Annotated in this window: 23 protein-coding genes and 1 tRNA gene; 11 read left to right on the top strand and 13 right to left on the bottom strand. The window is 71.1% G+C overall.

Annotated features, from left to right (window positions below; genetic code table 11):
• The first annotated feature begins 13 nt into the window (after window positions 1-13).
• Entirely contained in the window at window positions 14-388 is a 375-nt protein-coding gene (locus K338_RS0101340) for a hypothetical protein (protein ID WP_022916385.1), read from the top strand.
• Window positions 389-451: 63 nt separating this feature from the next.
• On the opposite strand, the gene K338_RS0101335 is transcribed toward K338_RS0101340, so the two are convergent.
• The gene (locus K338_RS0101335) at window positions 452-793 is read right to left on the bottom strand and encodes a nuclear transport factor 2 family protein (protein ID WP_022916384.1); all 342 of its coding nucleotides are present in this window, start codon (window positions 791-793) and stop codon (window positions 452-454) included.
• A gap of 104 nt (window positions 794-897) precedes the next feature.
• Here K338_RS0101335 and K338_RS0101330 point away from each other — a divergent pair, with 104 nt between their 5' ends.
• The 3 genes from K338_RS0101330 (at window position 898) to K338_RS19805 (ending at window position 3923) form a co-directional block, all read left to right on the top strand.
• On the top strand, window positions 898-1884 hold the full coding sequence (locus tag K338_RS0101330; RefSeq protein ID WP_022916383.1) for a diaminopimelate dehydrogenase: 987 nt from the start codon (window positions 898-900) through the stop codon (window positions 1882-1884).
• Between the two features lie 69 nt (window positions 1885-1953).
• Entirely contained in the window at window positions 1954-2802 is an 849-nt protein-coding gene (locus K338_RS0101325) for a MurR/RpiR family transcriptional regulator (protein ID WP_022916382.1), read from the top strand.
• A complete protein-coding gene (locus tag K338_RS19805) occupies window positions 2799-3923 on the top strand; it encodes a serine hydrolase domain-containing protein (protein WP_022916381.1) in 1125 nt (374 codons plus the stop codon). The genes K338_RS0101325 and K338_RS19805 overlap by 4 nt, the downstream gene beginning before the upstream one ends.
• Before the next feature lie 21 nt (window positions 3924-3944).
• On the opposite strand, the gene murQ is transcribed toward K338_RS19805, so the two are convergent.
• From murQ to K338_RS0101280, 8 genes are read right to left on the bottom strand one after another with little or no spacing between them, the layout of a single operon-like run.
• Window positions 3945-4865, bottom strand: a complete 921-nt coding sequence (gene murQ / locus K338_RS19800; RefSeq protein ID WP_022916380.1) for an N-acetylmuramic acid 6-phosphate etherase — start codon at window positions 4863-4865, stop codon at window positions 3945-3947.
• A gap of 12 nt (window positions 4866-4877) precedes the next feature.
• Complete coding sequence (locus tag K338_RS0101310) at window positions 4878-5720, bottom strand: ABC transporter ATP-binding protein (RefSeq protein ID WP_022916379.1); 843 nt, start codon at window positions 5718-5720, stop codon at window positions 4878-4880.
• Window positions 5717-7480: a dipeptide/oligopeptide/nickel ABC transporter permease/ATP-binding protein gene (locus tag K338_RS0101305; protein ID WP_022916378.1), complete on the bottom strand. Its 1764-nt coding sequence runs from the start codon at window positions 7478-7480 to the stop codon at window positions 5717-5719. Before K338_RS0101305 ends, K338_RS0101310 begins: the two co-directional genes overlap by 4 nt.
• 3 nt (window positions 7481-7483) lie before the next feature.
• Entirely contained in the window at window positions 7484-8461 is a 978-nt protein-coding gene (locus K338_RS0101300) for an ABC transporter permease (RefSeq protein WP_022916377.1), read from the bottom strand.
• A complete protein-coding gene (locus tag K338_RS19795) occupies window positions 8458-10110 on the bottom strand; it encodes an ABC transporter substrate-binding protein (protein ID WP_022916376.1) in 1653 nt (550 codons plus the stop codon). The genes K338_RS0101300 and K338_RS19795 overlap by 4 nt, the downstream gene beginning before the upstream one ends.
• Complete coding sequence (locus K338_RS19790) at window positions 10107-11087, bottom strand: GNAT family N-acetyltransferase (protein WP_022916375.1); 981 nt, start codon at window positions 11085-11087, stop codon at window positions 10107-10109. The genes K338_RS19795 and K338_RS19790 overlap by 4 nt, the downstream gene beginning before the upstream one ends.
• 4 nt (window positions 11088-11091) lie before the next feature.
• Window positions 11092-11802, bottom strand: coding sequence for a PIG-L deacetylase family protein (locus tag K338_RS0101285; protein WP_022916374.1), 711 nt, complete (start codon window positions 11800-11802; stop codon window positions 11092-11094).
• Window positions 11799-12983, bottom strand: a complete 1185-nt coding sequence (locus tag K338_RS0101280; protein ID WP_022916373.1) for an exo-beta-N-acetylmuramidase NamZ family protein — start codon at window positions 12981-12983, stop codon at window positions 11799-11801. The genes K338_RS0101285 and K338_RS0101280 overlap by 4 nt, the downstream gene beginning before the upstream one ends.
• Window positions 12984-13068: 85 nt before the next feature.
• Between K338_RS0101280 and K338_RS0101275 the strand changes: the two genes are divergently transcribed.
• From K338_RS0101275 to K338_RS26065, 3 genes are all read left to right on the top strand, one after another.
• Window positions 13069-14610, top strand: a complete 1542-nt coding sequence (locus K338_RS0101275; RefSeq protein ID WP_022916372.1) for a glycoside hydrolase family 3 N-terminal domain-containing protein — start codon at window positions 13069-13071, stop codon at window positions 14608-14610.
• A 168-nt stretch (window positions 14611-14778) separates the two neighbouring features.
• Window positions 14779-15081 (top strand): anhydro-N-acetylmuramic acid kinase, encoded by a 303-nt coding sequence (locus tag K338_RS26485; RefSeq protein WP_342662696.1) that lies wholly within the window; start codon window positions 14779-14781, stop codon window positions 15079-15081.
• Window positions 14964-15467: an anhydro-N-acetylmuramic acid kinase gene (locus K338_RS26065; RefSeq protein ID WP_027286297.1), complete on the top strand. Its 504-nt coding sequence runs from the start codon at window positions 14964-14966 to the stop codon at window positions 15465-15467. The genes K338_RS26485 and K338_RS26065 overlap by 118 nt, the downstream gene beginning before the upstream one ends.
• On the opposite strand, the gene K338_RS0101265 is transcribed toward K338_RS26065, so the two are convergent.
• Window positions 15451-16698, bottom strand: a complete 1248-nt coding sequence (locus K338_RS0101265) for an MFS transporter (RefSeq protein ID WP_022916371.1) — start codon at window positions 16696-16698, stop codon at window positions 15451-15453. The genes K338_RS26065 and K338_RS0101265 overlap by 17 nt on opposite strands.
• A gap of 103 nt (window positions 16699-16801) precedes the next feature.
• On the opposite strand from K338_RS0101265, the gene K338_RS24220 reads away from it, so the two are divergent.
• Window positions 16802-18472, top strand: coding sequence for an HNH endonuclease signature motif containing protein (locus K338_RS24220; RefSeq protein WP_022916370.1), 1671 nt, complete (start codon window positions 16802-16804; stop codon window positions 18470-18472).
• Window positions 18473-18501: 29 nt separating this feature from the next.
• On the opposite strand, the gene K338_RS0101255 is transcribed toward K338_RS24220, so the two are convergent.
• Window positions 18502-19746 (bottom strand): Glu/Leu/Phe/Val family dehydrogenase, encoded by a 1245-nt coding sequence (locus tag K338_RS0101255; RefSeq protein ID WP_022916369.1) that lies wholly within the window; start codon window positions 19744-19746, stop codon window positions 18502-18504.
• Between the two features lie 179 nt (window positions 19747-19925).
• On the opposite strand from K338_RS0101255, the gene K338_RS19775 reads away from it, so the two are divergent.
• From K338_RS19775 to K338_RS0101240, 3 genes are all read left to right on the top strand, one after another.
• Window positions 19926-20933, top strand: coding sequence for a LysR family transcriptional regulator (locus K338_RS19775; RefSeq protein ID WP_084480471.1), 1008 nt, complete (start codon window positions 19926-19928; stop codon window positions 20931-20933).
• Window positions 20930-21295: a VOC family protein gene (locus K338_RS0101245; protein WP_022916367.1), complete on the top strand. Its 366-nt coding sequence runs from the start codon at window positions 20930-20932 to the stop codon at window positions 21293-21295. Before K338_RS19775 ends, K338_RS0101245 begins: the two co-directional genes overlap by 4 nt.
• A 94-nt stretch (window positions 21296-21389) precedes the next feature.
• A tRNA-Pro gene (locus K338_RS0101240) sits at window positions 21390-21463 on the top strand.
• 69 nt (window positions 21464-21532) lie between these two features.
• Here the strand turns inward: K338_RS0101240 and K338_RS0101235 are convergent.
• Both K338_RS0101235 and K338_RS0101230 read right to left on the bottom strand, forming a co-directional pair.
• Entirely contained in the window at window positions 21533-22027 is a 495-nt protein-coding gene (locus tag K338_RS0101235) for an anthrone oxygenase family protein (protein WP_022916366.1), read from the bottom strand.
• Window positions 22024-22887, bottom strand: a complete 864-nt coding sequence (locus tag K338_RS0101230; RefSeq protein ID WP_022916365.1) for an SDR family oxidoreductase — start codon at window positions 22885-22887, stop codon at window positions 22024-22026. The genes K338_RS0101235 and K338_RS0101230 overlap by 4 nt, the downstream gene beginning before the upstream one ends.
• Window positions 22888-22960 lie beyond the last annotated feature (73 nt).

Genomic DNA, 22960 nt, shown 5'->3' with positions numbered 1-22960 from the left:
CCACGCTCGTCGAATGACCTTCTCCATCAGTCGAGCTGGCGGCGCCCTGCTGGCAGCCGCGGCCGGCGTGCTGCTGCTCGCCGGCTGCCAGGACCCGGACCCGATGACGATCACCAGCGCGGTCTACAGCCAGGACCAGGCGATCGAGGGCTTCGACACCAGCGAGGCCACCACCGACGACCCGGAGCAGACCGCCCAGCTCGCCGACCTGCTGCACGAGCACGGACTGTCCGGGGACATCAAGCTCGGTGAGTCCTGCCCGGGCGGGCGCAGCACGTACGTGGACTACACCACGCCCGAGGGCAGCTACCACATCAACGTCGGCGGCTGCGACCAGGGGGAGGCCGGAGAGGCCATCGAGTACCTGATCGCCAGCTGGCGGCAGTGACCAGGACAGCCCGCTTGAAGGTGGACTCGACCACGACCAGGTGCTCCGCCGTCAGGGTCCCCTTCAGTGCGCCGGTGGGATGCGGAACCCGGCGATCTTGTCCCCGTCCAGGGTGAAGATCCCGTCGGACTCCCCGTTGAACACGCTCGAGGACCAGGAGAAGTGCGTGTGCACCGTGTCCCCTTCGGTGGCCCCGGACAGGATCGTCATCTGCGCCCCGGCGCCGATCGCATCCGAACCGGCCCAGGAGCGCACCCCGTCCGGGCCGCGCAGCACCCGGCCCCAGTCGTCCACGTAGCCGTCGGCGGTGAATACGCCGACGAACGCCTCGGTGTCCCCGGAGTTGATCGCCGCCACGAACTGCTGCACCGGTGCGGGCAGCGTGGCCAGCACGTCTTCGCTCATCGTTCCTCCATCGTCCGGTCGGTACTCTCACCGGTCGCCGGCGTGGTGTACGTTGCCGACGGCGGGTTCCCAGTCACGCACAGGAAGGCACGGGAGGGCAACAGGTGAGCGAGACCATCCGGATCGGAATCGCAGGGTACGGCAACCTCGGACGGGGGGTGGAGGCCGCGGTCGCACAGAATGCGGACATGACCTTGGTGGGAGTCTTCACCCGCCGCGACCCGGCCCAGGTGCGCCCCGAGCGGCCGGAGACCCGGGTGCTCGCCTGGGACAGGCTGCCGAGCAGCACCGAGGACGTCGACGTGCTCATCCTCTGCGGCGGCTCGAAGGAGGACCTGCCGGTGCAGGGGCCCGAGCTGGCCGGGATGTTCCACACCGTGGACTCCTACGACACCCACGCCCGCATCCCCGACTACTTCTCCGCCGTCGACGCCCGCGCGCGCGCCGGCGGCCGGACCGCGCTGATCTCCACCGGCTGGGACCCGGGTCTGTTCTCCCTGAACCGGATGCTGGGCGAGGCGATCCTGCCCGCAGGGCAGACGTACACGTTCTGGGGACGCGGGCTCAGCCAGGGGCACTCCGACGCGGTGCGCCGCGTACCCGGGGTGGCCGCGGGCGTGCAGTACACGATCCCGTCGCAGGCGGCGGTGGACGCGGTGCGCCGGGGCGAGGACCCGGACCTGACCACCCGGGAGAAGCACACCCGGGAGTGCTTCGTGGTGCTCGCCGAGGGTGCGGACGCCGAGGAGGTGCGGGAGGCGATCGTCACCATGCCGGACTACTTCGAGCCGTACCAGACGACGGTGCACTTCATCACGGCCGAGGAGCTGGACCGCGACCACACCGGTATGCCGCACGGGGGTTTCGTGCTGCGCAGCGGCCAGACCGGCGCGGGTGACAGGCAGCTGGTCGAGTTCGGTCTCACCCTCGCCGACAACCCGGGATTCACCGCCAGCGTGCTGGTCGCTTACGCCCGCGCCACCCACCGGCTCGCCGCCCAGCACCGGCACGGCGCCCTCACGCTGTTCGACGTGCCACCCGGTCTGCTCTCCCCGCGCTCGGCCGAAGAGCTGCGAGCGGACCTGCTCTGAGCCTGGAGCCCGATACTCTGGACCGGACCAGAGGGAAGCCGCTGCGAAGCGGGCAGGAGGGCAACAGCGATGAACATCCAGTCCCGCATCCAGGCGAGCCTGGAGAGCTACCCGCCCTCGATCCGGCGCGTCGCCGAGGACGTGCTGGCGGACCCGCAACGGATGCTGGGCGGCACGATCACCGACCTGGCCCGCCGCTGCCACACCTCGGAGACCACGGTGGTGCGGTTCTGCCGCGAGCTCGGTCTGGACGGGTTCGTCCAGCTCCGGGTGCAGCTGGCCACTGAGGTGGGGCGCGACGGGGCGCACCGCGGGGGCACCGACGTGGCGGACATCTCCGCCTCCTCCACGCTCGCCGAGCTGGTGGACTCCGTCCGGTACACCGAGAGCCTGTGCATCGAGGAGACGATCGAGAGCCTGGACCTGGACGAGCTGGCCCGGGTGGTGGACGCCGTCGACGGCGCTTCCCGGATCTCCCTGTACGGGGTCAGCGGGTCCGGCTGGAGTGCCGCCGACCTGCACCGCAAGCTGTTCCGGATCGGGCGCACCGCATACTGCTTCGCCGACGGGCACGATGCGCTCACCTCGATCGCACTGATGGGCGAGGGGGACGTGGCGATCGGCTTCTCCCACCGCGGCACCACCACTGAGGTGGTCACCTTTCTGGCCGCCGCCCGCGAACGTGGGGTCACGACGGTGGCGGTGACCAACGTGGGCAGCTCCCCGGTGGCGAAGGCTGCCGACCTGGTGCTGCAGACCACAGTGCGGGAGGCGAGGTTCCGCTCCGGCGCGATGGCCTCGCGCACCGCCCAGCTGCTGGTGGTGGACTGCCTGTTCGTGGCCGTGGCGCAGCGCAGGATGGAGGAGACCGCCGAGGCGCTGCGCGGCACCTACGACGTGGTCCGGCAGCGCCGATGACCGCACACCGGCAGCTGCAGCGCGAGCTGCAGGACCTGCTCGACGGCGCCACCTCGGTGGCCCGGGCGGGCGCACCGGGGCAGGATGGTCCTCTCGACGGCGCGCCGGGGGCAGTGGCGTTGATCGCCCGCCGGGGCGAGGTGCTCGCCCAGGCACGGTCGGGCTGGGCGGTCGCGTTCGACGCCGACGGCGACCTGCTGCCGGAGACCGAGCGGGAACCGGTCACCGGCGAGCACCTGTGGGACGTGGCCTCGGTGACCAAGCTGCTCACCGCCGTCACCGCCCTGGTGCAGGTGGATGCCGGGGTGCTCGACCTGGACCGCCCGGTCGCCGAGGACCTGCCCGACCTCGCTGCCGGGGGAGATACCGACCGACGCCGGATCCTGCCCCGGCACCTGCTGAACCACACGGCCGGCCTGCCGGCCGTGCGACAGCTGTGGCGTACCCCGGGCAGCCGCGCCGAGCACGCCCGGCGCGTGCTGTCCGCACCGCTCACCGCCCCACCGGGGGAGCGGCACGAGTACTCCTGCGTCGGCTACCTGGTGCTCGGGCTGCTGCTGGAGCGCCTCACCGGTCGGCCGTTGCCGGAGCTGGTGCAGGCGAGCGTCACCGGTCCGCTGGGGCTCACCGACACCGGCTACGACCCGGGAGGGCGGCCGGTCGTGGCCACCGAGTACCAGCAGGACCCACCGCGCGGGCTGGTCCGCGGCCAGGTGCACGACGAGACCGCCTGGACCCTGGGCGGCGCCGGTAACGCCGGGATCTTCTCCACAGCGGATGACCTGCTCGTCTTCGGCGAGGAGGTGCGCACTGGGGCGGCGGGCCTGCTCAGCGAGGACTCTCGCGCGCTGCTGCGCACCGGCACGCTCTCCGCAGCGGAGGCGCAGCGGGTCGGGTATGACCAGGCGATCGGGTTCCGCCTCGGGCAGGAGTCGCTGATGGCCACCACCGATCCCGGCGTGCTCGGCCACAGCGGCTTCACCGGCACCGCAGTGGTGATCGACCCGGCCCGGGAGCTGGTCACCGTGCTGCTCACCAACCGGGTGCATCCACACCGCGACCGCTTCGAGGTGTCCGGGCTCCGTCAGGACCTGGCCAGGCTCGCCCGCACCGCCACCTGACCGGCCACCCCCTGAGAGTGGTCAGGCGGGGTCGATGACCTGGGCCAGATGGCCGTCGGCGGCAGCGAGCAGATCGTCCGCCCGGCCGGGGTCGACCTCGTGCACCAGCATCACCGCCGCCACCGGAACCCGGTCGCCGGCAGCGCGCAGCGCGGTGGCCGCGTCCTGTCGGCTGCAGCCGGTGATCCGCACCAGCAGGCGTTCCCCCCGGTCGCGCAGCTTGCCGTTGCTGATCGTCAGGTCCACCATCAGGTTCTGATAGGTCTTGCCGTTGCGGACCATCACCGCTGTGGAGAGCATGTTCAGCAGCTGCTTGGTGGCCGATCCGGCCTTCAGCCGGGTGGAGCCGGCGATCACCTCCGGGCCGACCTCCACCTCCAACGGGTGGTCCACCTGCGCCGCCAGCGGGGACCCGGTGTTGCAGGAGATCGCGGCGGTCAGGGCCCCGGCTGCCCGGGCGGCACGTACTGCACCGAGCACGAACGGGGTGCGCCCGCTGGCAGCGATGCCCACCACGGTGTCACCGGCACCGACCGCCAGGTCGGTCATCTCGGCCGCCCCAGCCTCGGCAGAGTCCTCCGCCGCCTCCACCGAGGCGAAGACGGCCGCCGGTCCGCCGGCGATCACCCCGGTCACCGTCTCCGGAGCGACGTGGAACGTCGGCGGGCACTCCGCGGCGTCCAGCACGCCGAGGCGACCGGACGTGCCGGCCCCCACATACACCAGGCGGCCGCCCGCCCGCAGCCGGCGCGCGGTCGCATCCACCAGGAGTGCCAGCTCCGGCAGCACCGCCCGCACCGCAAGCGGCACCTGTGCCTCGGCATCGTTCAGCGCGGTGAGCACCTCGAGGGTGGAACGCCGGTCCAGGTCGTGGTAGCGCTCGTCCACCCGCTCGGTGGTCAGGGTCGCCAGGTGGCGGGCGTCCTGTGCGCTGCTGGTCATCTGCTGCACCTCTCAGCCGGCCAGACGCCGGCGCGGGTTCGGGGCCGCTGCCAGCAGCCGTCGGGTGTACTCGTGCTGCGGGTCGTCGATCACGGCGGCGCTGCTGCCACGCTCCACGACCACCCCGTGATACATCACCAGCGTCCGGCTGGAGTAGGCCCGCGCCGACCCCAGGTCGTGGGTGATGTACAGCACCGCCAGGTTCTCGCTGCGTCGCAGACTGTCCAGCAGGTCCAGCATCTCCTTGCGGATCGTCACGTCCAGCATGGACACCGGTTCGTCGGCGAGCAACACCTGGGGCTGGGCCGCCAGCGCCCGGGCGAAGGAGATCCGTTGCCGCTCCCCACCGGAGAGCTCGTGCGGGAACCGGTGCAGGTAGCGCTCCGGCGGGGTGAGCTCCACCTTCTCCAGCAACGCCAGGCTCTGCTCGTGCACCTGGTCCCGGCCGCGGGCCCGGCCGTGGATGGCCAGCGCACGCCCGAGCACATGGTCCACCCGGTGCACCGGGTTCAGCGAGGCGAACGGATCCTGCAGCGTCATCTGCACTGCGCCGGTGTACCGGATGAACGCCCGACCGCTGGTGGCGGCCACGGGTGTGCCGTGCAGCAGAATCTGCCCGGAGGTGGGCGGCAGCAGCTGGGCGAGCAGACGGCCCACTGTGCTCTTCCCGGAACCGCTCTGCCCCACCAACGCGGTGACCTCCCCGCGGCGCAGCTGCAGCGAGACCTGGTCGACGGCACGCATCCGTTCCCGGCGCAGCCCTCGCCGCCGGCCGGCGAAGTCCTTGACCAGGTCGCGGGCCTCGAGCACGACCTCGGCTGTGGGGGAGGCTGGCTCGGTCTCGATGGCGGTCATACCAGGGCTCCCAGGTCGGACAGCGAACGCAGCAGAGTCTGCGTATAGGGGTGACGCGGGTCGGTGTAGACGTCCATGGCGGCGCCGTACTCCACCAGTCGGCCCTGCTGCATCACTGCGATGGTGTCGGAGACCTCCAGCAGCAGGGACAGGTCGTGCGTGGTGAAGATGATCGCGAAGCCGAACTCCTCCTGCAGCGCCATCACCTGGTCCAGCACCTCCCGCTGCACCAGCAGGTCGAGCGCTGTGGTGGGCTCGTCCATCACGATCACGTCCGGGTCGCAGACCAGGGCGATCGCGATCGCCACCCGCTGCTTCATCCCACCGGAGAGCTCGTGCGGGTAGGCGCTGACCCGCTCCGGGTCGATTCCCACACGGGTGAGCATCGTGCGGGCCAGCTCCAGCCGCGCCGCCGGGCGCATCTGCGGCCGGTGCACGCGCAGGACGTCGTCGAACTGTGCAGAGATGCGCATCACCGGGTTCAGCGCGTTCATCGCACTCTGGAACACGATGGACAGCTCGGTCCAGCGGAACCGGCGCAGCTCATCAGCCGGCAGGTGCAGCAGGTCCACCGGCTCCTGCTGAGCACCGGTGCCGCGGCGGTGGTAGGTGACCGAACCACCTGTCACCTCTGCTGGTGGCCGCAGCAACCGGGTGATGGTGTTCGTCAACGTCGACTTGCCGCTGCCGGACTCGCCGGCCAGGCCGAGCAGCTCACCGCGGCGCACGGTCAGCGAGACGTCCTTGACCGCATGCACCCGCCCCTCGGCGGTGTCATAGTCGACCGTCAGACCAGCCACCTCGATCACCGGGTCGGCCTGGCTGCCGCCCGGCCGGATCTGCGGCTCCTGGTCGGGCACAGGCGAGTGGGGCTCCTCGGCGGTGGCCGCAGCCAGCGGCGCGGGGGCGCTCTTCGCCCGGCTCTTCCCGGTGCGCAGCCGGGGGTTGGCGTACTCGTCGATGCCGAAGTTGATCAGCGCCAGCCCTGCCCCGATGATCGCGATCGCGAGCCCAGGGGGGACGAACCACCACCAGGCACCGATGAGGAACGCCTGCGCGTTCTGCGCGAAGTACAGCATCGTGCCCCAGCTGGTGGAGGTCAGCGACCCGAGCCCGAGGAAGGACAGACCCGCCTCGGACAGGATGCCGGTGATCACCGAGAACAGGAACCCGGAGGCGATCAGCGGCAACGCGTTCGGCATGATCTCGCTGACGATGATCCGCACCCGGGACTCACCCGTCGCCCGCGCGGCCTCCACGAAGTCGCGGCGCCGCAGCGACATCGTCTGGGCCCGCAGCACGCGCGCCGACCCGGCCCACGAGGTGATCGCGATGACCACTGCCACCGAGATCATCCCGCGCGAGGGCAGGTAGCCGGTGAGCACGATCAGCAGCGGCATCCCCGGCATCACCAGGAACACAGCGGTGAGGATGTACATCCCGTCGTCGACCAGCCCGCGGAAGTAGCCGCCGATCACGCCCACCACGATGGACACCACCTGGGAGACCACACCGGCGAACACGCCCACCGCCAGGGACACCCGAGCACCGTAGACGAACTGGGCGAACACGTCCTGCCCGGTCTGCGTGGTCCCGAACCAGTGCGCGGCCGAGGGTGGGGCGAGGACCTCCGGACCGGAGGCACGCGGCCCGTACTGGGCGACCATCGGTCCGACGATCGCCACCAGCGCGAAGACGACGACGATCACCAGACCGGCCAGGACCTTGCCGGAGGTGGGGAGCCAGGAACGCAGCCGCATCCTTCAGGCCTCCGCTCGGGTGCGCGGGTCGAGGAAGATGTAGACGATGTCGGCGAGCAGGTTCGCCACGATCACCGCCAGGGAGATGATCAGGAACAGCCCCTGCATCAGCGGGAAGTCGTGGTTCTGCACCGCCTGGAACAGGGTGTAGCCCACACCGGGGTAGTTGAAGATCACCTCGGTGAGCATCGAACCGCCGACCACCGCACCCAGGGCGAGGGCGAAACCGGTGACCGAGGGCAGGATCGCGTTCCGGGCGGCATAGTTCACCAGCACCATCCGCTTGGGCAGCCCCTTGGCCTCGGCGAGGGTGACGAAGTCCTCCCCGAGCACGGTCACGGTCATGTTCCGCATGTTCAGCACCCAGCCGGCGAACGATGCGATCACGATGGTGATCGCCGGCAGCGTGCCGTAGTAGAGCACCGAGGAGACGAACTCCCAGCTCCAGGCCCGGTCGATGTTCACGTCGTAGGCGCCGGCCACCGGGAACACGCCCAGGTTCACCGAGAACACCAGCACCAGGATCAGCGCCATCCAGAAGTACGGCACGGCGTTCAGGAACGTCAGCGTGGGCAGCGCGTGGTCGCTCCAGGAGCCGCGGCGCCAGGCGAGCACCACGCCCAGGCCGGTGCCGATCACGAAGCTGATGATGGTGGTGATGCCGACCAGCCCGAGCGTCCAGGGCAGGGCACCCATGACGATCTCGGCCACGGGGGTGGGGTGGAACCCGATCGACAGGCCGAGATCGCCCTGGAACAGGTTGCCCAGGTAGGTCCAGTACTGCACGTGCAACGGGTCGTCGGTGATGCCGTAGCTCTCCGCGATCGCTGCCATCGCCTCCGGTTCGATCCGCCCTTCCATCCGCTCCACCAGCAGGGTGACCGGGTCCCCCGGCATGAGCCGGGGGATGAGGAAGTTCAGCGTGATCGCCGACCAGGCGATGAACGCGTACAGCGCAACCTTGCGCAGCAGGTACTTCACTGTGCCGGGGTGAGGTGTCGCAGCACGATCATGATGTCCGGGTTCTGGAACGGCGCGCCGAACGCGTACGGGTCGTCCTCGTTCGGGAAGCCTTCCCAGTGTTCGGTGTTGTACTGGAACCAGTTCGGCGACTGGATCATCGGGACCAGCGGCAGCTCCTCGACGAAGATCTGCTCCAAGGTGTCCAGTGCCGCCTGCTGCTCCGCCTCGTCGGCGGTGGCGGCGTAGTCGTCCAGGGCAGCGTCCGCAGCGTCGTCGTAGAACCTGCTGAAGTTCTGCCGGACCGCACCGTCGCTGGCGTACTCCGAGCTCATCATCGACCGGTACATGTCGAACGGGCTCTGCCCGATCGCGGTCGCAGAGATGGTCAGGTCGAAGCTCCCGGAGTTGCGCGTCTCCACCCAGGAGTCGAAGGAGACACCCTGCGGTGTGATCTCGATGCCGACCTCGGCGAACTGCTCCACCAGCAGCTGGCTGATCGTCACCCAGTCCACCCAGTCCGAGGGGATCTCCAGCGGGTAGGACATCGGCTCACCGTCCGGGGTGGTGCGCACACCGTCGGCGCCCATCTCGTAGCCGGCCTCGTCCAGGAGGTCGTTGGCAGCCTCGACGTCCCGGCTGTAGGCCGCGTCGGCGTACTCGGCGGACAGCGAGGACTCATAGGCGGGCATCGGCAGACCGGTCGGGTGCGCCGGCGGGGTGTAGCCCTGCATCGCCACCTCGGAGATCTGCTCCCGGTCCATCGCCAGGCTGAGCGCCTCCCGCAGCTGCGGGTCGTCGAACGGTGCCTCCTGGGTGTTCGGGGTGAGGCTGACCAGCCCGCCACCGGGGTACCAGTACCCGCGGTTGTCCGGGTCCTGGGCCACGAAGATGTCCTCCACGTTCGCCACGAAACCGCCGGACCAGTCGATCTCACCGGACTGCAGGCTGGTGGTGAACGTCTGGTCGGTGTTCGCCGGGTAGCGCAGCTGCTCCACCTGGACCTCGTCCGCGGCCCAGTAGTCCTCGTTCTTGGTCATCGTGTACAGCTGCTGGGAGAAGTCCTCGAGCAGGAACGGTCCGGTGCCCACCGGATCCTCGTTGGTGTCCTCCATCGGGTCCTCGACGTCGGCCCAGATGTGCTCGGGCACGATCAGCGTGTTGCCCACGGCATGCTCGAAGGCGAACATCGGCTCGGAGAAGTCGATCTCCACGGTCAGATCGTCGGTGGCCCTCGCCTCCACCACGTCCAGAGCGGCCAGGTTCGTGGCCGGCTCGTCGACGAACAGGTTGAACGTGAACGCCACGTCCTCGGCGGTGAAGTCCTCCCCGTCGGACCAGGTGACACCGTCGCGCAGCGTGTAGGTCATCATCGTGCCGTCGTCGTTGAACTCCACCGACTCCGCCAACCATGGCACCGGTTCATCCATCTGCGGGCTGGAGGCGACCAATGGTTCGTAGATGTAGCCGCGGGCGCCGTGCAGCACGCTGGCGGAGAACGGGTTGAAGTTGCGTTGGTAGGTGTTCGCGGAGTTGGCGTGGATCGTCAGCGGCTGCACCTCACCGGTGCCATCACCGCCGCCCTCGTTCCCGCCGCCGGAGCAGGCCGACAGGATCAGTGCGGCGCCGGTCAGCGCAGCCGCCGCAGTGGTGAGTCGTCGGGTTCTCATTCGGACCTCTCCCTCGTGGTCTGGGTGGATGGTGTGAGCTCGTGCCGGAGGACGTCGAACCGCCGGGTCACGGTGAAGCCGGTGCGTCGGTACAGGTGCCCGGCCGGCGAGTCCTCACCGGTCCACAGGAACCAGGCGCTGTGCGCCCCCTCCGCACGCATCGCGGTCAGTGTGTGGTGCAGCAGGATCTTGCCCAGACCGGTGCCGCGCAGGGACTCGTCCACCCCGAACGGGCCGAACCGCTCTCGCAGGCCCCGGTAGGCGCCGTAGATGGCGAAACCGGCCACACCGGTGGGGCCGCGCACGATCCGCAGCCGGTGCAGGTGGCCGTGGCGCAGCACCGCTTCCCGCACTGCGTCCGCCCAGTCCGGGGCGAGCTCGCGGCCGGCGAAGTCGATCACCTCCGGCAGGTCGTCCGGGGTGGCCGGACCGAGCTGGTAGCCCTGCGCGGTTCGTTCCTCGGCGAGAGCGAGCACGTCCGCAGGAGTGCGGTAGGTGCTCAGCTCCAGCGCCATCGCCGCCGCGGTGTACAACCGGGTGAAACCGTGCTGCTCCAGCAGCCGTGCCGCCTCCGGGTAGGCGACCACGTCCAGCCCGGGCACGAAGTAGGCGGGGGCGTAGGCGGCCACGTTCACCCAGGCAGCGCCCCGCTCGGCGAGGTAGCGAACCGCTCGGGTGAGCAGCCCGGTGCCCACACCGCGGCCGCGGTGGTCGGGGTGCACACAGCCGATGGTCAGCCAACCGCCGGGTGCCTCCTGGCCCGACCCGGCCCCGGCACTGGTGACCGCGTAGACGAAACCCACGGGGACGCCGTCGTGCTCAGCGACGATCAGCCCTTCGGGCTGGAAGTTCTCGTCCAGCAGCACGTTCTCGGTGAGCGTGGGCACGTCGACGGCGTCCTGCGGCATCGCCAGCGTGGTCAGTGCCGCCAACGCCGCAGCATCGCCGGCCCGGTGGGTGCGGAAGGTGGTCGCCATCGGATCACACCTCCCGCAGCCCGTGGCCGCCCTCGGCCAGTGCGACGGCGTGGCTCACCCCGGCCAGGCACCCTCGGGTGATCAGCTGGGCATCGTAGTAGTCGATGTAGCGGAAGCCGTAGGTCTCCCCGCGAGCGAAGGCCTGGCAGCCGATCGCCTCCAGCCACAGGTCCCGGGCACGCTGTGAGACGGCGGTGTAGCGGGTAGCGAGGAAGCCGTCCGTGTCCTCCCAGTTCTCGGTGTAGAGCAGCTGACCCACCCCGTGCCGGCGGCCCGGACCATCGGCGGCGCCGGGGTCCTCCTCCCAACCGGGCAGCCCGGCCAGGAACCGGGCCCGCTCGGCGAGCAGGCTCGCCTGCTCGTGGTCGGTGTGGATGCTGCGCCCCCAGTGCGCGAGCAGCAGGTCGGGGCGGATGGTGCGGATGTCCCGCGCCAGGCGAGCGGCGACGTCGTCGGTGCAGTGCAGGAACCCGTCGGACAGGTCATCGTAGACGATCACCTCGGCACCGATGCCCGCGGCGAACGTGCGGGCCTCGGTGATCTTCTGCTCCTTGTACTCGGCCACGCCGAGCCGCGGGTGGCCCCGTTCACCCGGGGTGAGCGCCAGGAGCACCGACCGACCGCCGTCGAGGGTGTTCTGCGCCAGCAGCGGGCCGGCGGCCAGGTCCATGTCGCCGATGTGCCCGCCGACAGCGAGGATCGTTCGGCCAGTCACGCGAGAACCTCCGTGGTGGTGGGGGAGTAGAGCAGGGTGTCCGGTGGTGGGGTGGGTGCCGGTGGGCTCGCGGCCAGCACCTGGGCCAGCGAGCGGCCCGCATCGATGCCTTCGCGCAGTGCCGGGCTGCCCCAGAGCAGGTCGAGGAAGTGTGGCCGCCCGGGGGCCGCCTCCCGCCAGAGCGGCTGCTCGGGGTAGAGCGTGGCGAGGGTGCTCAGCAGCGTGTGCCCCGTGCGCACCGGGTCGAAGGCGGACGGGTCGTTCAGGTGCAGCTGTGCGCCGTGCACCCGCGCACCGGCGTGCTTGGCGAACATCGGAGTGAACACTGCCTCCCGCACCTGCACCCCGGGCAGCGCCTGCTCGGCGAGGGCAGCTGCCAGCCGGGCGTCGGTCCACGGGGCGCCGAACAGCTCGAACGGTTTCGTGGTGCCCCGGCCCTCGGAGAGGGTGGTGCCCTCCAGCAGCCCGGTGCCCGGGTAGAGCTGAGCAGTGGTGCGGGTCGGCATGTTCGGCGAGGGCGGCACCCACAGCTGCCCGAGCGGTGCCGCCTCCCGGGTCCAGCCGGCGGCCTGGACCACCTGGAGCGCGGCCCGGGCGCCGGTCGCCTCCGGCACGTGCACGGCATTGAACCAGCGGGCCAGCTCACCCAGGGTCAGGCCGTGCTGCAGCGGCACGGACACCCGGCCGACGAAGCTGGTGCAGGCCGGGTCCAGCCCGGGACCCGCTGCCACGCCGCCGAGCGGGTTGGGCCGGTCCAACACCACGACCTGGTGCCCGGTTCGGGCCGCGGAGCAGAGCAGGTCGAACAGTGTCCAGGTGTAGGTGTAGAACCGGGTGCCGATGTCCTGCAGGTCGAGCACCACCTGGTCGGCGCCGGTGCGTTCCAGCAGCGTGTCCAGGTCGGCACCGGACACGCCATAGGTGTCCAGCACCGGGAGCCCGGTGGCCTCGTCCTGGCCGTCGCCCTCGCTCTCGCCGGCCTGGACACCGCCCCAGTAGCCGTGCTCGGGGGTGAGCAGACGTCGCACCGGTAGACCCGCCGTCACCAGGGCGTCCACCCCGCGGCCCAGTGCACCGGTGACGGCGGTGTAGTTGGTGCACAGGGCGATGCTGCCAACCCGGAGCAGGTCCGGGTCGTCGAGCACGCGGTCCAGCCCGGTCCGCGGCGGTGCGATCGGCACAGATGTCTCCCCACATCGGTGTAAGGCACTGACGTACGGAATCCGGTTTTCGTCAATGAGTCACAGAACCTAGCATGATGTGTCCATGGACAGAAGCCCCACGCCGTCCGGCGGCGTCTCGCTCGACCCGCTCAGCAGGCTCGCCCTCGGGGTGCTGATGCCCGGTTTCAGCGGCAGCACGGCGCCGCGATGGCTCACCCGTGCCGTCGCGGACGGGTTGGGCGGGGTGATGCTGGTCGCCCAGAACGCCCCCGACCTGGAGACCACTCGCGCCCTGACCGCTGCGCTGCACGCCGCTGGTCCGGTGCTGATCAGCGTGGACGAGGAGGGCGGGGACGTCTCCCGGCTGCAGGCCGGGTCGGGATCAGCCCTGCCCGGGGCGGCCGCACTGGGCGCTGCCGACGACCTCGCGCTCACCGAACGGGCCGGCGCCGCGCTCGGCGCGCTGCTGCGGGCCACGGGCATCGACCTGGACCTGGCGCCGGTGCTGGACGTGGCCAGCGAACCGACGAACCCGGTGATCGGGGTCCGCTCGTTCGGCCCAGACCCGCAGCAGGTGGCCCGGCACGGCAGCGCATTCCTGACCGGGCTGCACACCGGGGGCGTGGCGGGATGCGGCAAGCACTTCCCCGGCCACGGCGCCACCACCACCGACTCCCACCTCGAGCTCCCCCGCCTGGACGTGACCGCCGAGGAGCTGACCGTCCGTGACCTACCACCGTTCCATGCCGCGGCCACCGCCGGACTGGACGCGATGATGACCGGGCACCTGCACATCCCCGCGCTCGGCCCCCGGCCAGCCAGCCTGGAACCGGCCGTCACCGCCCTGGTCCGCACCCTCCCCGGAGGAGCGGACCGGGTGATCATCACCGACGCCCTGGACATGGCTGCCGTCAGTGACGGGGACGGTCCCGGTCTGGCGGTGGCCTGCGTACGGGCACTGCAGGCCGGTGCGGACCTGCTCTGCCTGGGCACCACCAGCGGACGGGACGACGAAGCGATGCTGACCACCGCCGTCGACGGCATCCTCACCGCCCTGCACCGCGGTGAGCTGGACCCCGCCGCACTGGCGGCGAGCATCACCCGCCTGGACGGGCTCCGCTCAGATGTGGCCCGGTACCAGGGGCAGGCCCCGGTGCCGGACCTGGCTGCGGCCGAGGCTGCGGTGACCGCTGTCGGGCGTGACGTGGCGCGCGCAGCCGTGCAGGTGGCAGCTGGCGACGCGCGGCTGCCTGGGCCCGGATCCGCCGGGCCACCCCCGGTGCTGGTCGACCTGCGGCGACGCTACAACCAGGCCACCGGCCGGGTCGCACCAGGGTTCGCGAACGCGCTGGTCGAACGCTTCCCGGACGCCCGCGTCGTGCTCGCCGGTGCTGACGACGCCCCGCCCCTGGAGGACGTTCTCGACGGCCTGGGTGACGCTGCGGTGATGGCCCTGACCCGCGAACCGCTCGCCGACCCGCGGGAGCAGGCGGACCTGGACCTGCTGCTGGACCGGCGAGGTGACGCCGTCGTGCTGCACGGCGGGATGGCGTCAGCCGCCCCGCCCGCGCCCCGGCTGGTGCTCGCCCACGGGGTGGGCCGGGCGAACGCGGAGGCCGCGCTGCGCCTGGTGCTCGGCGACTGATGCGAGTCCTCGCCGTGAGCTCTGGCACGTCGGTGGACGCGATCGACGTCGCCCTGGCAGAGCTCAGCCCGGTCGACGACGGCGCGCTCCAGCTGGTCCCGTGCGGTCACCTGGAGGTGCCCTGGCCCAAACCTGGTCGCCAGCCACGGCCAGACGCTGTTCCACGACGTGCGCGCAGTAGATGTGCGCAGCACGTTGCAGATCGGCGCACCCGCATGGATCCACGCGGCGACCGGGCTGCCGGTGGTGCACGACTTCCGCACTGCGGACGTGGCCGCCGGCGGGCACGGAGCACCCCTGGTCAGCCTGCTCGACGCCGCTGCGCAGGAGACCGGCACTTCTACCGCCAGCCGTTGCCGCGGACCACCGGCCGGGAGCACTTCCACGCCGGCTACGTGGCCGAGCGCCTGGCCGCAGCAGGCGTACCGGCGCCGCAGGGGGCCGACCTGTTCGCCACGCTCACCGAGCTGACCGCGCGTACTGTGGCCGATGCGATCACTGGCTCCGGTGTGACCCGGGTGGTGGTCTCCGGTGGCGGAGTGCGCAATCCGGTGCTGATGGCGCGCCTGGCCGAGCTGCTGCCACCGCTGCGGACCGCGACCGACTGGGGCCTGGACGCCGACGCGAAAGAGGCGTACCTGTTCGCGCTGCTCGGCTACCTGTCCGTGCACGGGCTGCCCGGCACCGCACCCGCCGACCCTGCCGACCCGGACGGGCCGCGCGCCACCGGAGCACGTCTGCCCACAGTGCTCGGTTCGCTGACGCCGCCGGTGCCCGTGCCGCGGACCGCCGCGCTGGCGCCGGTGCGCCGGCTGGTCGTGGCCCCGGCGGGCGGACAGATCATCCCGGTGCCGTGATGGTGCGACGTCTGCGGCCAGAGAGCACCCCGGCGAGCAGGACCACCAGCACACCCGCCAGCGGCACCACCAGCAACCCGACCCGCAACGACGTGGCGTCCGCGACCAGGCCCACCACCGGCGGGGAGGCGAGGAACCCGAGCCGCATCAGCCAGGACACCACAGTCAGTCCGGTGCCCGGGCGCAGGCCCGGCAGGTCGTTCGCCTCGGACATCGCCGCCGGCACCAGGGTGGCCACCCCGAACCCTGCGAGCGCGAAGCCGGCGATCGTGCCCGGCACTGTGGGTAGCGCCAGAGCGGTGCCCATCCCGACGGTCACGATCACTCCACCGGCCCGGGCGACGGCCCGCTGCCCGTAGCGGTCCACCAGCCGGTCGCCGAGCAGCCGACCCACCGTCTGTGCACCCACCAGTGCGATGTAGCCAGTAGCGGCCAGCGCTGCCGGTGCACCCAGGTCGGCGGAGAGGTACAACGCCGCCCAGGAGTTGCCGGCGTCCTCGACCAGGGCACCGGAGATCGCCACCAGCACGAACGCCAGCAGCACGAGCACCGTGCGGCCGGAGACCGGGGTGCGCGACGGACCGCCGCCCCGTGCCGCAGCCGCCGAGGTGCCCTGACCGGGACCGTCCGGTTGCTGCGCGACCTGGTCCGGGCCGGGTAGGCAGAACCGCAGCGCGACCAGGGCGACGATCGCGAAGACGAGCGCCGAGACGCCCAGGTGCCAGCCCAGCGGTACGTTCAGCGCGATCGCAGCGGCAGCCATCGAACCGCCGAGCACCGCACCGATCGACCAGACGGCGTGGAAGGAGTTCAGGATCGAGCGACGGTACTCCCGCTGTACCCGCAGGGCATGGGCGTTCTGGGCGACGTCGGTGATCGCGTCCAGGGCGCCGGCCAGGAACAACCCGACCGCGAACAGGCCGGCCGACGGCGAGATCCCGGCCAGCAGGATGGCGATGCTGGTGCCCACTGTGCCGATCACAGCGACCGGTGCGGAACCGAAACGCCGGATCAACGCGGCGGCGAACAGACCCGCGGCGATCGCGCCGGTGGGCAGTGCCGCGATGGTCAGCCCGTAGGTGGTGTTGCCCAGGGCGAGTGCTGACTTGATCTCCGGGTAGCGGGGGAGCAGGTTGGCGATCAGGGCGCCATTGGTGAGGAAGAGTGCCGCGACAGCCGCTCGGGCGTGCTGTTGGGTGACGGTGGGCGTGCGGGAGAACTGAGCGGGCACGACCGCGAGCCTACCGACGCTCGGGGCCGGAGAGGTCCGCAGCCCTGGGCGCCACGCCGTGGGAATACCGGCGAGTGTCAGTGCGCGTTAGTACACTAGTTCTATGAGCGAGATCGACGACACCGCACCCGAGGAGCGGCCCACGGCCGGCCTCGGGGACGGTGCTGCGGAACGAGCGCTGGTCCGGCTGGTTGCCGGGTTCCAGCAGCTCGGCACCGACGCTCAGCTGGCCGCGACCGGGACCGGAGGCGTGCTGCTGGATCGGCTGCTCGCGATGGATCTGGACGACAGCGACGACGCCACCTTGGTGGAGATCGTCGCCGCTGCGAACCGGCTCGCGGCGTGCGCCGAGGCGCTGATGGCACAAGCCGCCGGCGTGCTGTCCGAACGCGAGTCGATGAACCCGCTGGCCCTGGCCGACGTCGTCACCGATGCCGACAGCGGCGAGCGGACCGCAGTGGCGGCCGAGAAGGCGTGCACCGCGCCGGAGGAGCTCGCTGTGCGGTTGGGCTGGACACGGAACCAGTGCCGGGACCTGGTGCGCAGGGGCCGCCTGGTCAGCACCCACCTGCTCGGCACCGGTGAGGAGCTTCGCCGCGGGACGATCGACACCGGTCGGTCCCGCGCCATCCTCGACTCGTTGGCCGATGTGCCCTGGCAGGTCGCCCTGGCCGTCGAGGACCAGGTGCTGCCCACAGCTCCTTCGCGCACCGCCGGCCAGCTGCGCCGGGACGTGGCCCGCGCGCTGATCGCCGTCGATCCGGCCGAAGCAGAACGCCGCGCGGAGCGGCGCCGCAGATGCCGTCGGGTGACCCGGCCCCGGGCGCTGCCGGACGAGACCGCCGCGATGACCATCGAAGGCCCCGCAGCGGACGTACTGGCCCTGGACACCGCCCTGCAGGCGGCCGCCACCGCCGCGAAGACCTGCGGGGACCAGCGCACTGTGGACCAGCTCCGGTTCGACGCCCTGGCGACCATCGCCGCCGAGGCGCTGGCCACCGGACACCTGGGCCCTGAGCATCTTGCGCTGCCGCTGGCGCACACCGACGGTCGCCGTCCGGAGATCCACGTGACCGTGTCCCTGGCCCACCTGCTCCCGCAGAGCGCCGCCGCTGCATCAGACGCGGCCGCCGGTTCGGGCGAGGCGGGCGCGATCCTGCGGATGGCCACCGGTCCACCTGGCACGGGCAGGGCCGAGGAGGCCAACAGGGTCGAGTGGGCCGGCGCAGCCGACGAGATCAGTCTGGAACCGCCCTGGCGTCCTCCCGACGACCCGGTCACCGACACCGGACCTGCGATCGACCTGGACGCGGTGCCGCACCTGACCGGTTATGGACCCATCACACCGATGACCGCCAGGGCGCTGGCTGCAGGTGGCATCTGGCGCCGGCTGGTCACCGACCCGCTCAGCGGCAGGCTGCTCGACCTCGGCCACACCCGGTACCGACCCTCGACACCGCTCGCCGACCACGTCCGGGCCCGGGACCAGCACTGTGTCCGGCCGGGGTGCAGCGCCCCAGCGCGGGAGTGCCAGCTCGACCACACCAGGCCCTGGGACCACCAGGAGCCTGCCGCTGGCGGCAGCACCAGCCCAGCCAACCTCGGGGCGCTGTGCCACCGGGACCACCAGGTGAAGACGCACGGCGACTTCCAGGTGGTCCAGAGTGCACCGGGGGAGTTCGAATGGACCACCCCCACCGGGCACCGGTACCGCCGCAATGTCGACGGCAGCACCACGCAGCTCAGCCACGGCCCAGAGATCCCGCCCTGCTGAGCAGGTCACCGGCCCGGTGAGCTCCGCCGTCAGGGAATGGTCAGCTCGTGCACCCCTGCCATCGACTTCAGGTTCGCTGCAGCGATCCCCAGGGCAGTGGTCCGGGGCGGGACACCGACGGTGTTCCACTCCGCCATCATCTGGTTCACCCGGGCGAACATCTCCAGGCGGAGCCGGTCGAAGGAGTCGTACGGGTCCAGACCGACCTCACCGAGCAGCAGCCACCATGCCCAGGCGGCTGCGCCGGCGTTGGCCACGAAGTCGGGGATCACCAGGATCTCCCGGGCGGTCAGCGCAGCCTCTGCCTCCGGCAGCACCCCGGTGTTCGCCGCCTCCACCACCACCCGGGCGGAGACGGTGTCCACGTTCTCCGCAGTGATCGCGTAGGAGATCGCCGCCGGGACCAGCACATCGACCTCCATCGAGAGGACCGCCTCCCGTGGCAGCTGGGCGACGTCGTCCGGCACCCTGGTGCGGTCGATCTCGCCATACTCATCGCGCAGGTCGAGCAGCGCGGGCACATCCAGCCCGGTGGGGGAGTAGAGCGTCCCGCGAGCGTCGGCCAGGGCCACGACCGGGACACCGGCCTCGTGCAGGTACCAGGCGGTCCCGCCGCCCATCGTGCCCACACCCTGGATCGCCACGGTGGTGCGCTGTTCGTCCCAGCCGCGTGCGTTCATCACGGCCCGGCAGGCCTGGGCCACACCGTAACCACCGATGATGTCACCGAGGAGCAGCCCGTCGTCGGTGCGGGCGGCCAGGCCGGCGTGCACCCGGTCCAACGTCGCTTCTGGGTTCTCCGATCGCTGGATCGCGGCGTGGAACGACTGGCCCAGGTCTACCCGCTCGAACACCTCGTCGATCAGGTGCTGGGTGACGCCCAGGTCCTCAGCGGTCACCCAGTGCGCATCCAACCAGGGGCGCATCGCCATGCAGTAGCGCTCCAGCACACCGAAGGCGCGCTCGTCCTTGGGGTCGAAGTCGATCCCGCCCTTCGCACCGCCGACCGGGAGACCGAACGTGGCGGTCTTGGTGGCCATACCGCGGGCCAGGTCCTCCACCTCGTGCATCGTGCAGCCCGGGCGCATCCGCAGGCCGCCGGTGGCCAGACCGCACACCAGCGTGTGCACCACCAGGTAGCCGGTGGCGCCGGTCACCTCGTCGTGCCAGGTCAGCCGCTGGTACGGCTCCTGGTCGATCGGGTTCGCAGGGGTGTGCCGAGCATCCTTCTCGTGTCCGTTCCCTGCGCGTGGGATGTTGTCCAGGGTCGTCATTTCCACCACCTCCTGCGTCCTTGCTGCTGCTGTTCGGCTGTTCCACCTGCCGGGAGCACCACGGTGGCACCCCCAAGGGGCCTGTGTCCCCAGGGTGCGACGCGTGTCGACGTGCGTCCATCGGTGTTTCATGCACGTTCATGTCCATAGTTGCTTCACAATGCGTACCCTGAGGGATCATGGAGCTCTCGCTGCGGAGACTGCGGATGCTGCGCGAACTGCACCGGCGCGGCACGATCACCGCCGCTGCCGCCGTGCTCCACTACAGCCCGTCGGCCGTGTCGCAGCAGCTCGCCCAGCTGGAGCGGGAGGTGGGGGTGCAGCTGATCGAACGGCTCGGGCGCCGGGTGCGGCTCACCGACCTGGGGCTGTTGCTGAACGAGCACGCCGAGGACATCCTCGCCTCGGTCGAACGAGCCACGGTGGCGCTGGAGCGGGCCCAGGACGGGGTGAGCGCCCGGCTGGAGGGAGGGGTGTGGGCGTCTGTCGCCTCGGGCCTGCTTCCCCCGGCCCTGGCGGCGCTGGCGGTGAACCATCCCGGCATCGAGGTGCGCACCTGCGAGCTGGCGCCTGAGGACACTGCCGAGGCGGTCCGGGACGGCACCCTGGACTTCTCCTTCATCATCGACTACTCCGACTACGCCGTGCCCCGCGACCCCGCCCTGGAACGGCGAGAGGTCGCCGTCGAACGGCTGCACGCCGCAGTGCCGGCCGGTATCGTGCCCGCCGCCACGATGTCGCTGGCCGACCTGGCCGAGCACCCGTGGATCCTCGCCGGTCCCCGCTCCCACTTCGGCCGCGCAGTGCGCATCGCCTGCCGCAACAACGGCTTCGAGCCCAGGATCAACCACGAGGTCGAAGAACAGGCGACAGCGCTGGCGATGGTGGCCAGCGGCCTCGGAGTCAGCCTGGTCTCCGACCTAGCGCTCACCCTGCTGCCGGCCGGTGTGGACATCGTCGCGGTCCGGGAACCGGTGATGCGCACGGTCTCCATCGTGCACCGGGCCGCCAGCACACCGCGCCAGTCGCTCGAGCTGGTGATCGATGCCGTACGCACGGTGGCGGCACAAAAGGGGCTGGCGGCCGGGCCAGCGGTACCGGGGTCCCCCGCGCCCGCACCGGAGCGGCTTGCAGCGGAGGAACCCACGCCCGCGCCCGGACCATCGGAGGAGGAGAACGAAAGATGAAGATCAACCACCAGGTGGTCGTCTTCGACAGTGCCGACCTGGAGACCGAGAGCGCCTTCTGGGCCGGTGTGCTCGGCGGGACCGTGGACCGCGACGACGACTGGCACATGGTGCTCGTCGACGACCGGCCCCGGATCGGCGTCCAGCTCGATCCCGAGCACATCCGCCCCGACTGGCCGGAGGGCACACCGCAGCAAGTCCACCTGGACCTGTGGGTGGAGGACTTCGAGGCCGCGCACGCTCGTGTCATGGCCCTGGGTGCGCAGGTACTCAAGCCGACCACCACGCACGATCCGGGGGAGGCGTTCCAGGTCTACTCCGACCCCGCCGGTCACCCGTTCTGCCTCTGCTGGCTCACCTGAGGTCTGCGATCTTCGCCACGTCCCGGATTGGGAGCAACGGGCCACCCTGCGGTAGGCTCACCTCGGTCCGTTCGCGGACGACAACTGCACATCACGGGCTGTGGCGCAGCTTGGTAGCGCACCTGACTGGGGGTCAGGGGGTCGTGGGTTCAAATCCCGCCAGCCCGACTTCGAGGCTTGCCGGGTACCCGAGGGGCGAGGGTACCCGGCAAGCCTCACGTGTGTGGACGCAGAGGTCTAGCGAGCTGGCAGACCGGTGAGCGCGATCGTCAGGCAGACCGTTCCGATGGACGCAGTGAGCGTGCGCAGGTGGTTCCACACCATCCACGGGGAGCAGAAGCGGGCCCAGACCGCATCGGCGTCCACCGTCGTCGGGTCGACCCGCATCAGCCGTTCATTGTGCGGGGCGTGGTATCCGATCAGGATGAGCACGCTGAGCAGGTACAGCACGGCACCGAGGAGCCCCCACCGACCAGCAGGCTCGTCGCGCTGGAGGACTCCGAGGACGAGCAGCACCACGCAGACCAGGCCGGTCCCGAGCAGCACGAGCAGCAGCAGCGGGTTGCGCGGTGCCGCGTGGTTGATGGCGTTCATCGCCACGATCGCCTCACGCGGGATCCGGGTGTTCAGCCCGGGCACCACGACGGTGGAGAAAGCCAGGTAGACACCGGCGCTCAGGCCCGCGCCCACGGCCGCGACCAGGGTGAGCAGGCCCACGACGGTGCCGCTCATCCCCGGGTTCCTTGCTCTTGGGCATCGGCCGGTGACCAGGCGCCGCTCGCCGCGGCCGCCCGGGCGAAGTCGGCGAACCGCCGAGGCGGACGACCAAGGATCGTGGGCAGGTCATCGGTGAGGTGTGCATTGCGCCCGTCCAACACCTGCGCGAACACGCTGGCGAGCACCTGCGCCTCCGCCGGGGCCATCCCCTCGGCCTCGGCGCCGGCTGCGAACTCGGCCACCGAGCATGGGTGGTAGGCGATCGGAGACCCGATGACCCCGGACAGCACCGCGGCCACGTCTGCGAACGTGAGCAGCTCCGGTCCGGTCAGCTCCAGGGTCTGGCCGACCAGGTCATCACCGGTGAGTGCACGGGTGGCCACACCGGCCAGGTCCTCGAGGTCGACGAACGGCTCCGGGACGCTTCCGGCGGGCATCGCGACGAGCCCGGAGCGCACCGCGTCCAGCAGGAAGTGCTCGGTGAAGTCCTCCATGAAGAACGCCGAGCGCAGGACGGTGCACTCGCGTATGTTGTCCGCCACCTGAGCCTCGGCGTCCTGGGCGGCCTCCTCACCACGCCCGGAGAACAGCACGATGCGGCGCACGCCGAGCGTATCGGCGCGCTGTGCGAACCGGCCGAGCAGATCAGCGGCGCCAGGTGCTGCGACATCGGGATGGAACGCGACGAACACGCGGCGAACGCCGCGCAGCTGGTCCTCCCAGGTGGTCTCGTCGTGCCAGTCGAACGGCGGTCGACCGTTCCGTGAGGTGACGCGGACGCGACGTCCCTGAGCGGTCAGCTGTGCGGTGATCCGCCTGCCGGTGCGCCCGGTTCCGCCGACGAGGAGATAAGGGTGGGAGAGCTCGATGTTCATGCCTCTCAGCCTGGTCAAGGCAGGTCCCGGCCGGAATGGCCGGAAGCGTCATGCACATACGCGATCGGCTCAC

This window comes from Ruania albidiflava DSM 18029 (genome assembly GCF_000421225.1).
GTDB lineage: Bacteria > Actinomycetota > Actinomycetes > Actinomycetales > Beutenbergiaceae > Ruania > Ruania albidiflava.
The sequence above is the reverse complement of the archived record's forward strand: the minus strand, read 5'-3'. Positions and strand labels throughout refer to the sequence as shown.

Coding starts and splice junctions, on each gene's coding strand:
- K338_RS19795 (WP_022916376.1), bottom strand. CDS start 10,110: ATGAGAACCCGACGACTCACCACTGCGGCGGCTGCGCTGACCGGCGCC.
- K338_RS24220 (WP_022916370.1), top strand. CDS start 16,802: ATGAGCGAGATCGACGACACCGCACCCGAGGAGCGGCCCACGGCCGGC.
- K338_RS19775 (WP_084480471.1), top strand. CDS start 19,926: ATGGAGCTCTCGCTGCGGAGACTGCGGATGCTGCGCGAACTGCACCGG.
- K338_RS0101310 (WP_022916379.1), bottom strand. CDS start 5,720: ATGACCGCCATCGAGACCGAGCCAGCCTCCCCCACAGCCGAGGTCGTG.
- murQ (WP_022916380.1), bottom strand. CDS start 4,865: ATGACCAGCAGCGCACAGGACGCCCGCCACCTGGCGACCCTGACCACC.
- K338_RS0101230 (WP_022916365.1), bottom strand. CDS start 22,887: ATGAACATCGAGCTCTCCCACCCTTATCTCCTCGTCGGCGGAACCGGG.
- K338_RS19805 (WP_022916381.1), top strand. CDS start 2,799: ATGACCGCACACCGGCAGCTGCAGCGCGAGCTGCAGGACCTGCTCGAC.
- K338_RS0101235 (WP_022916366.1), bottom strand. CDS start 22,027: ATGAGCGGCACCGTCGTGGGCCTGCTCACCCTGGTCGCGGCCGTGGGC.
- K338_RS0101305 (WP_022916378.1), bottom strand. CDS start 7,480: ATGCGGCTGCGTTCCTGGCTCCCCACCTCCGGCAAGGTCCTGGCCGGT.
- K338_RS0101335 (WP_022916384.1), bottom strand. CDS start 793: ATGAGCGAAGACGTGCTGGCCACGCTGCCCGCACCGGTGCAGCAGTTC.
- K338_RS0101255 (WP_022916369.1), bottom strand. CDS start 19,746: ATGACGACCCTGGACAACATCCCACGCGCAGGGAACGGACACGAGAAG.
- K338_RS0101275 (WP_022916372.1), top strand. CDS start 13,069: ATGGACAGAAGCCCCACGCCGTCCGGCGGCGTCTCGCTCGACCCGCTC.
- K338_RS0101325 (WP_022916382.1), top strand. CDS start 1,954: ATGAACATCCAGTCCCGCATCCAGGCGAGCCTGGAGAGCTACCCGCCC.
- K338_RS0101340 (WP_022916385.1), top strand. CDS start 14: ATGACCTTCTCCATCAGTCGAGCTGGCGGCGCCCTGCTGGCAGCCGCG.
- K338_RS0101245 (WP_022916367.1), top strand. CDS start 20,930: ATGAAGATCAACCACCAGGTGGTCGTCTTCGACAGTGCCGACCTGGAG.
- K338_RS19790 (WP_022916375.1), bottom strand. CDS start 11,087: ATGGCGACCACCTTCCGCACCCACCGGGCCGGCGATGCTGCGGCGTTG.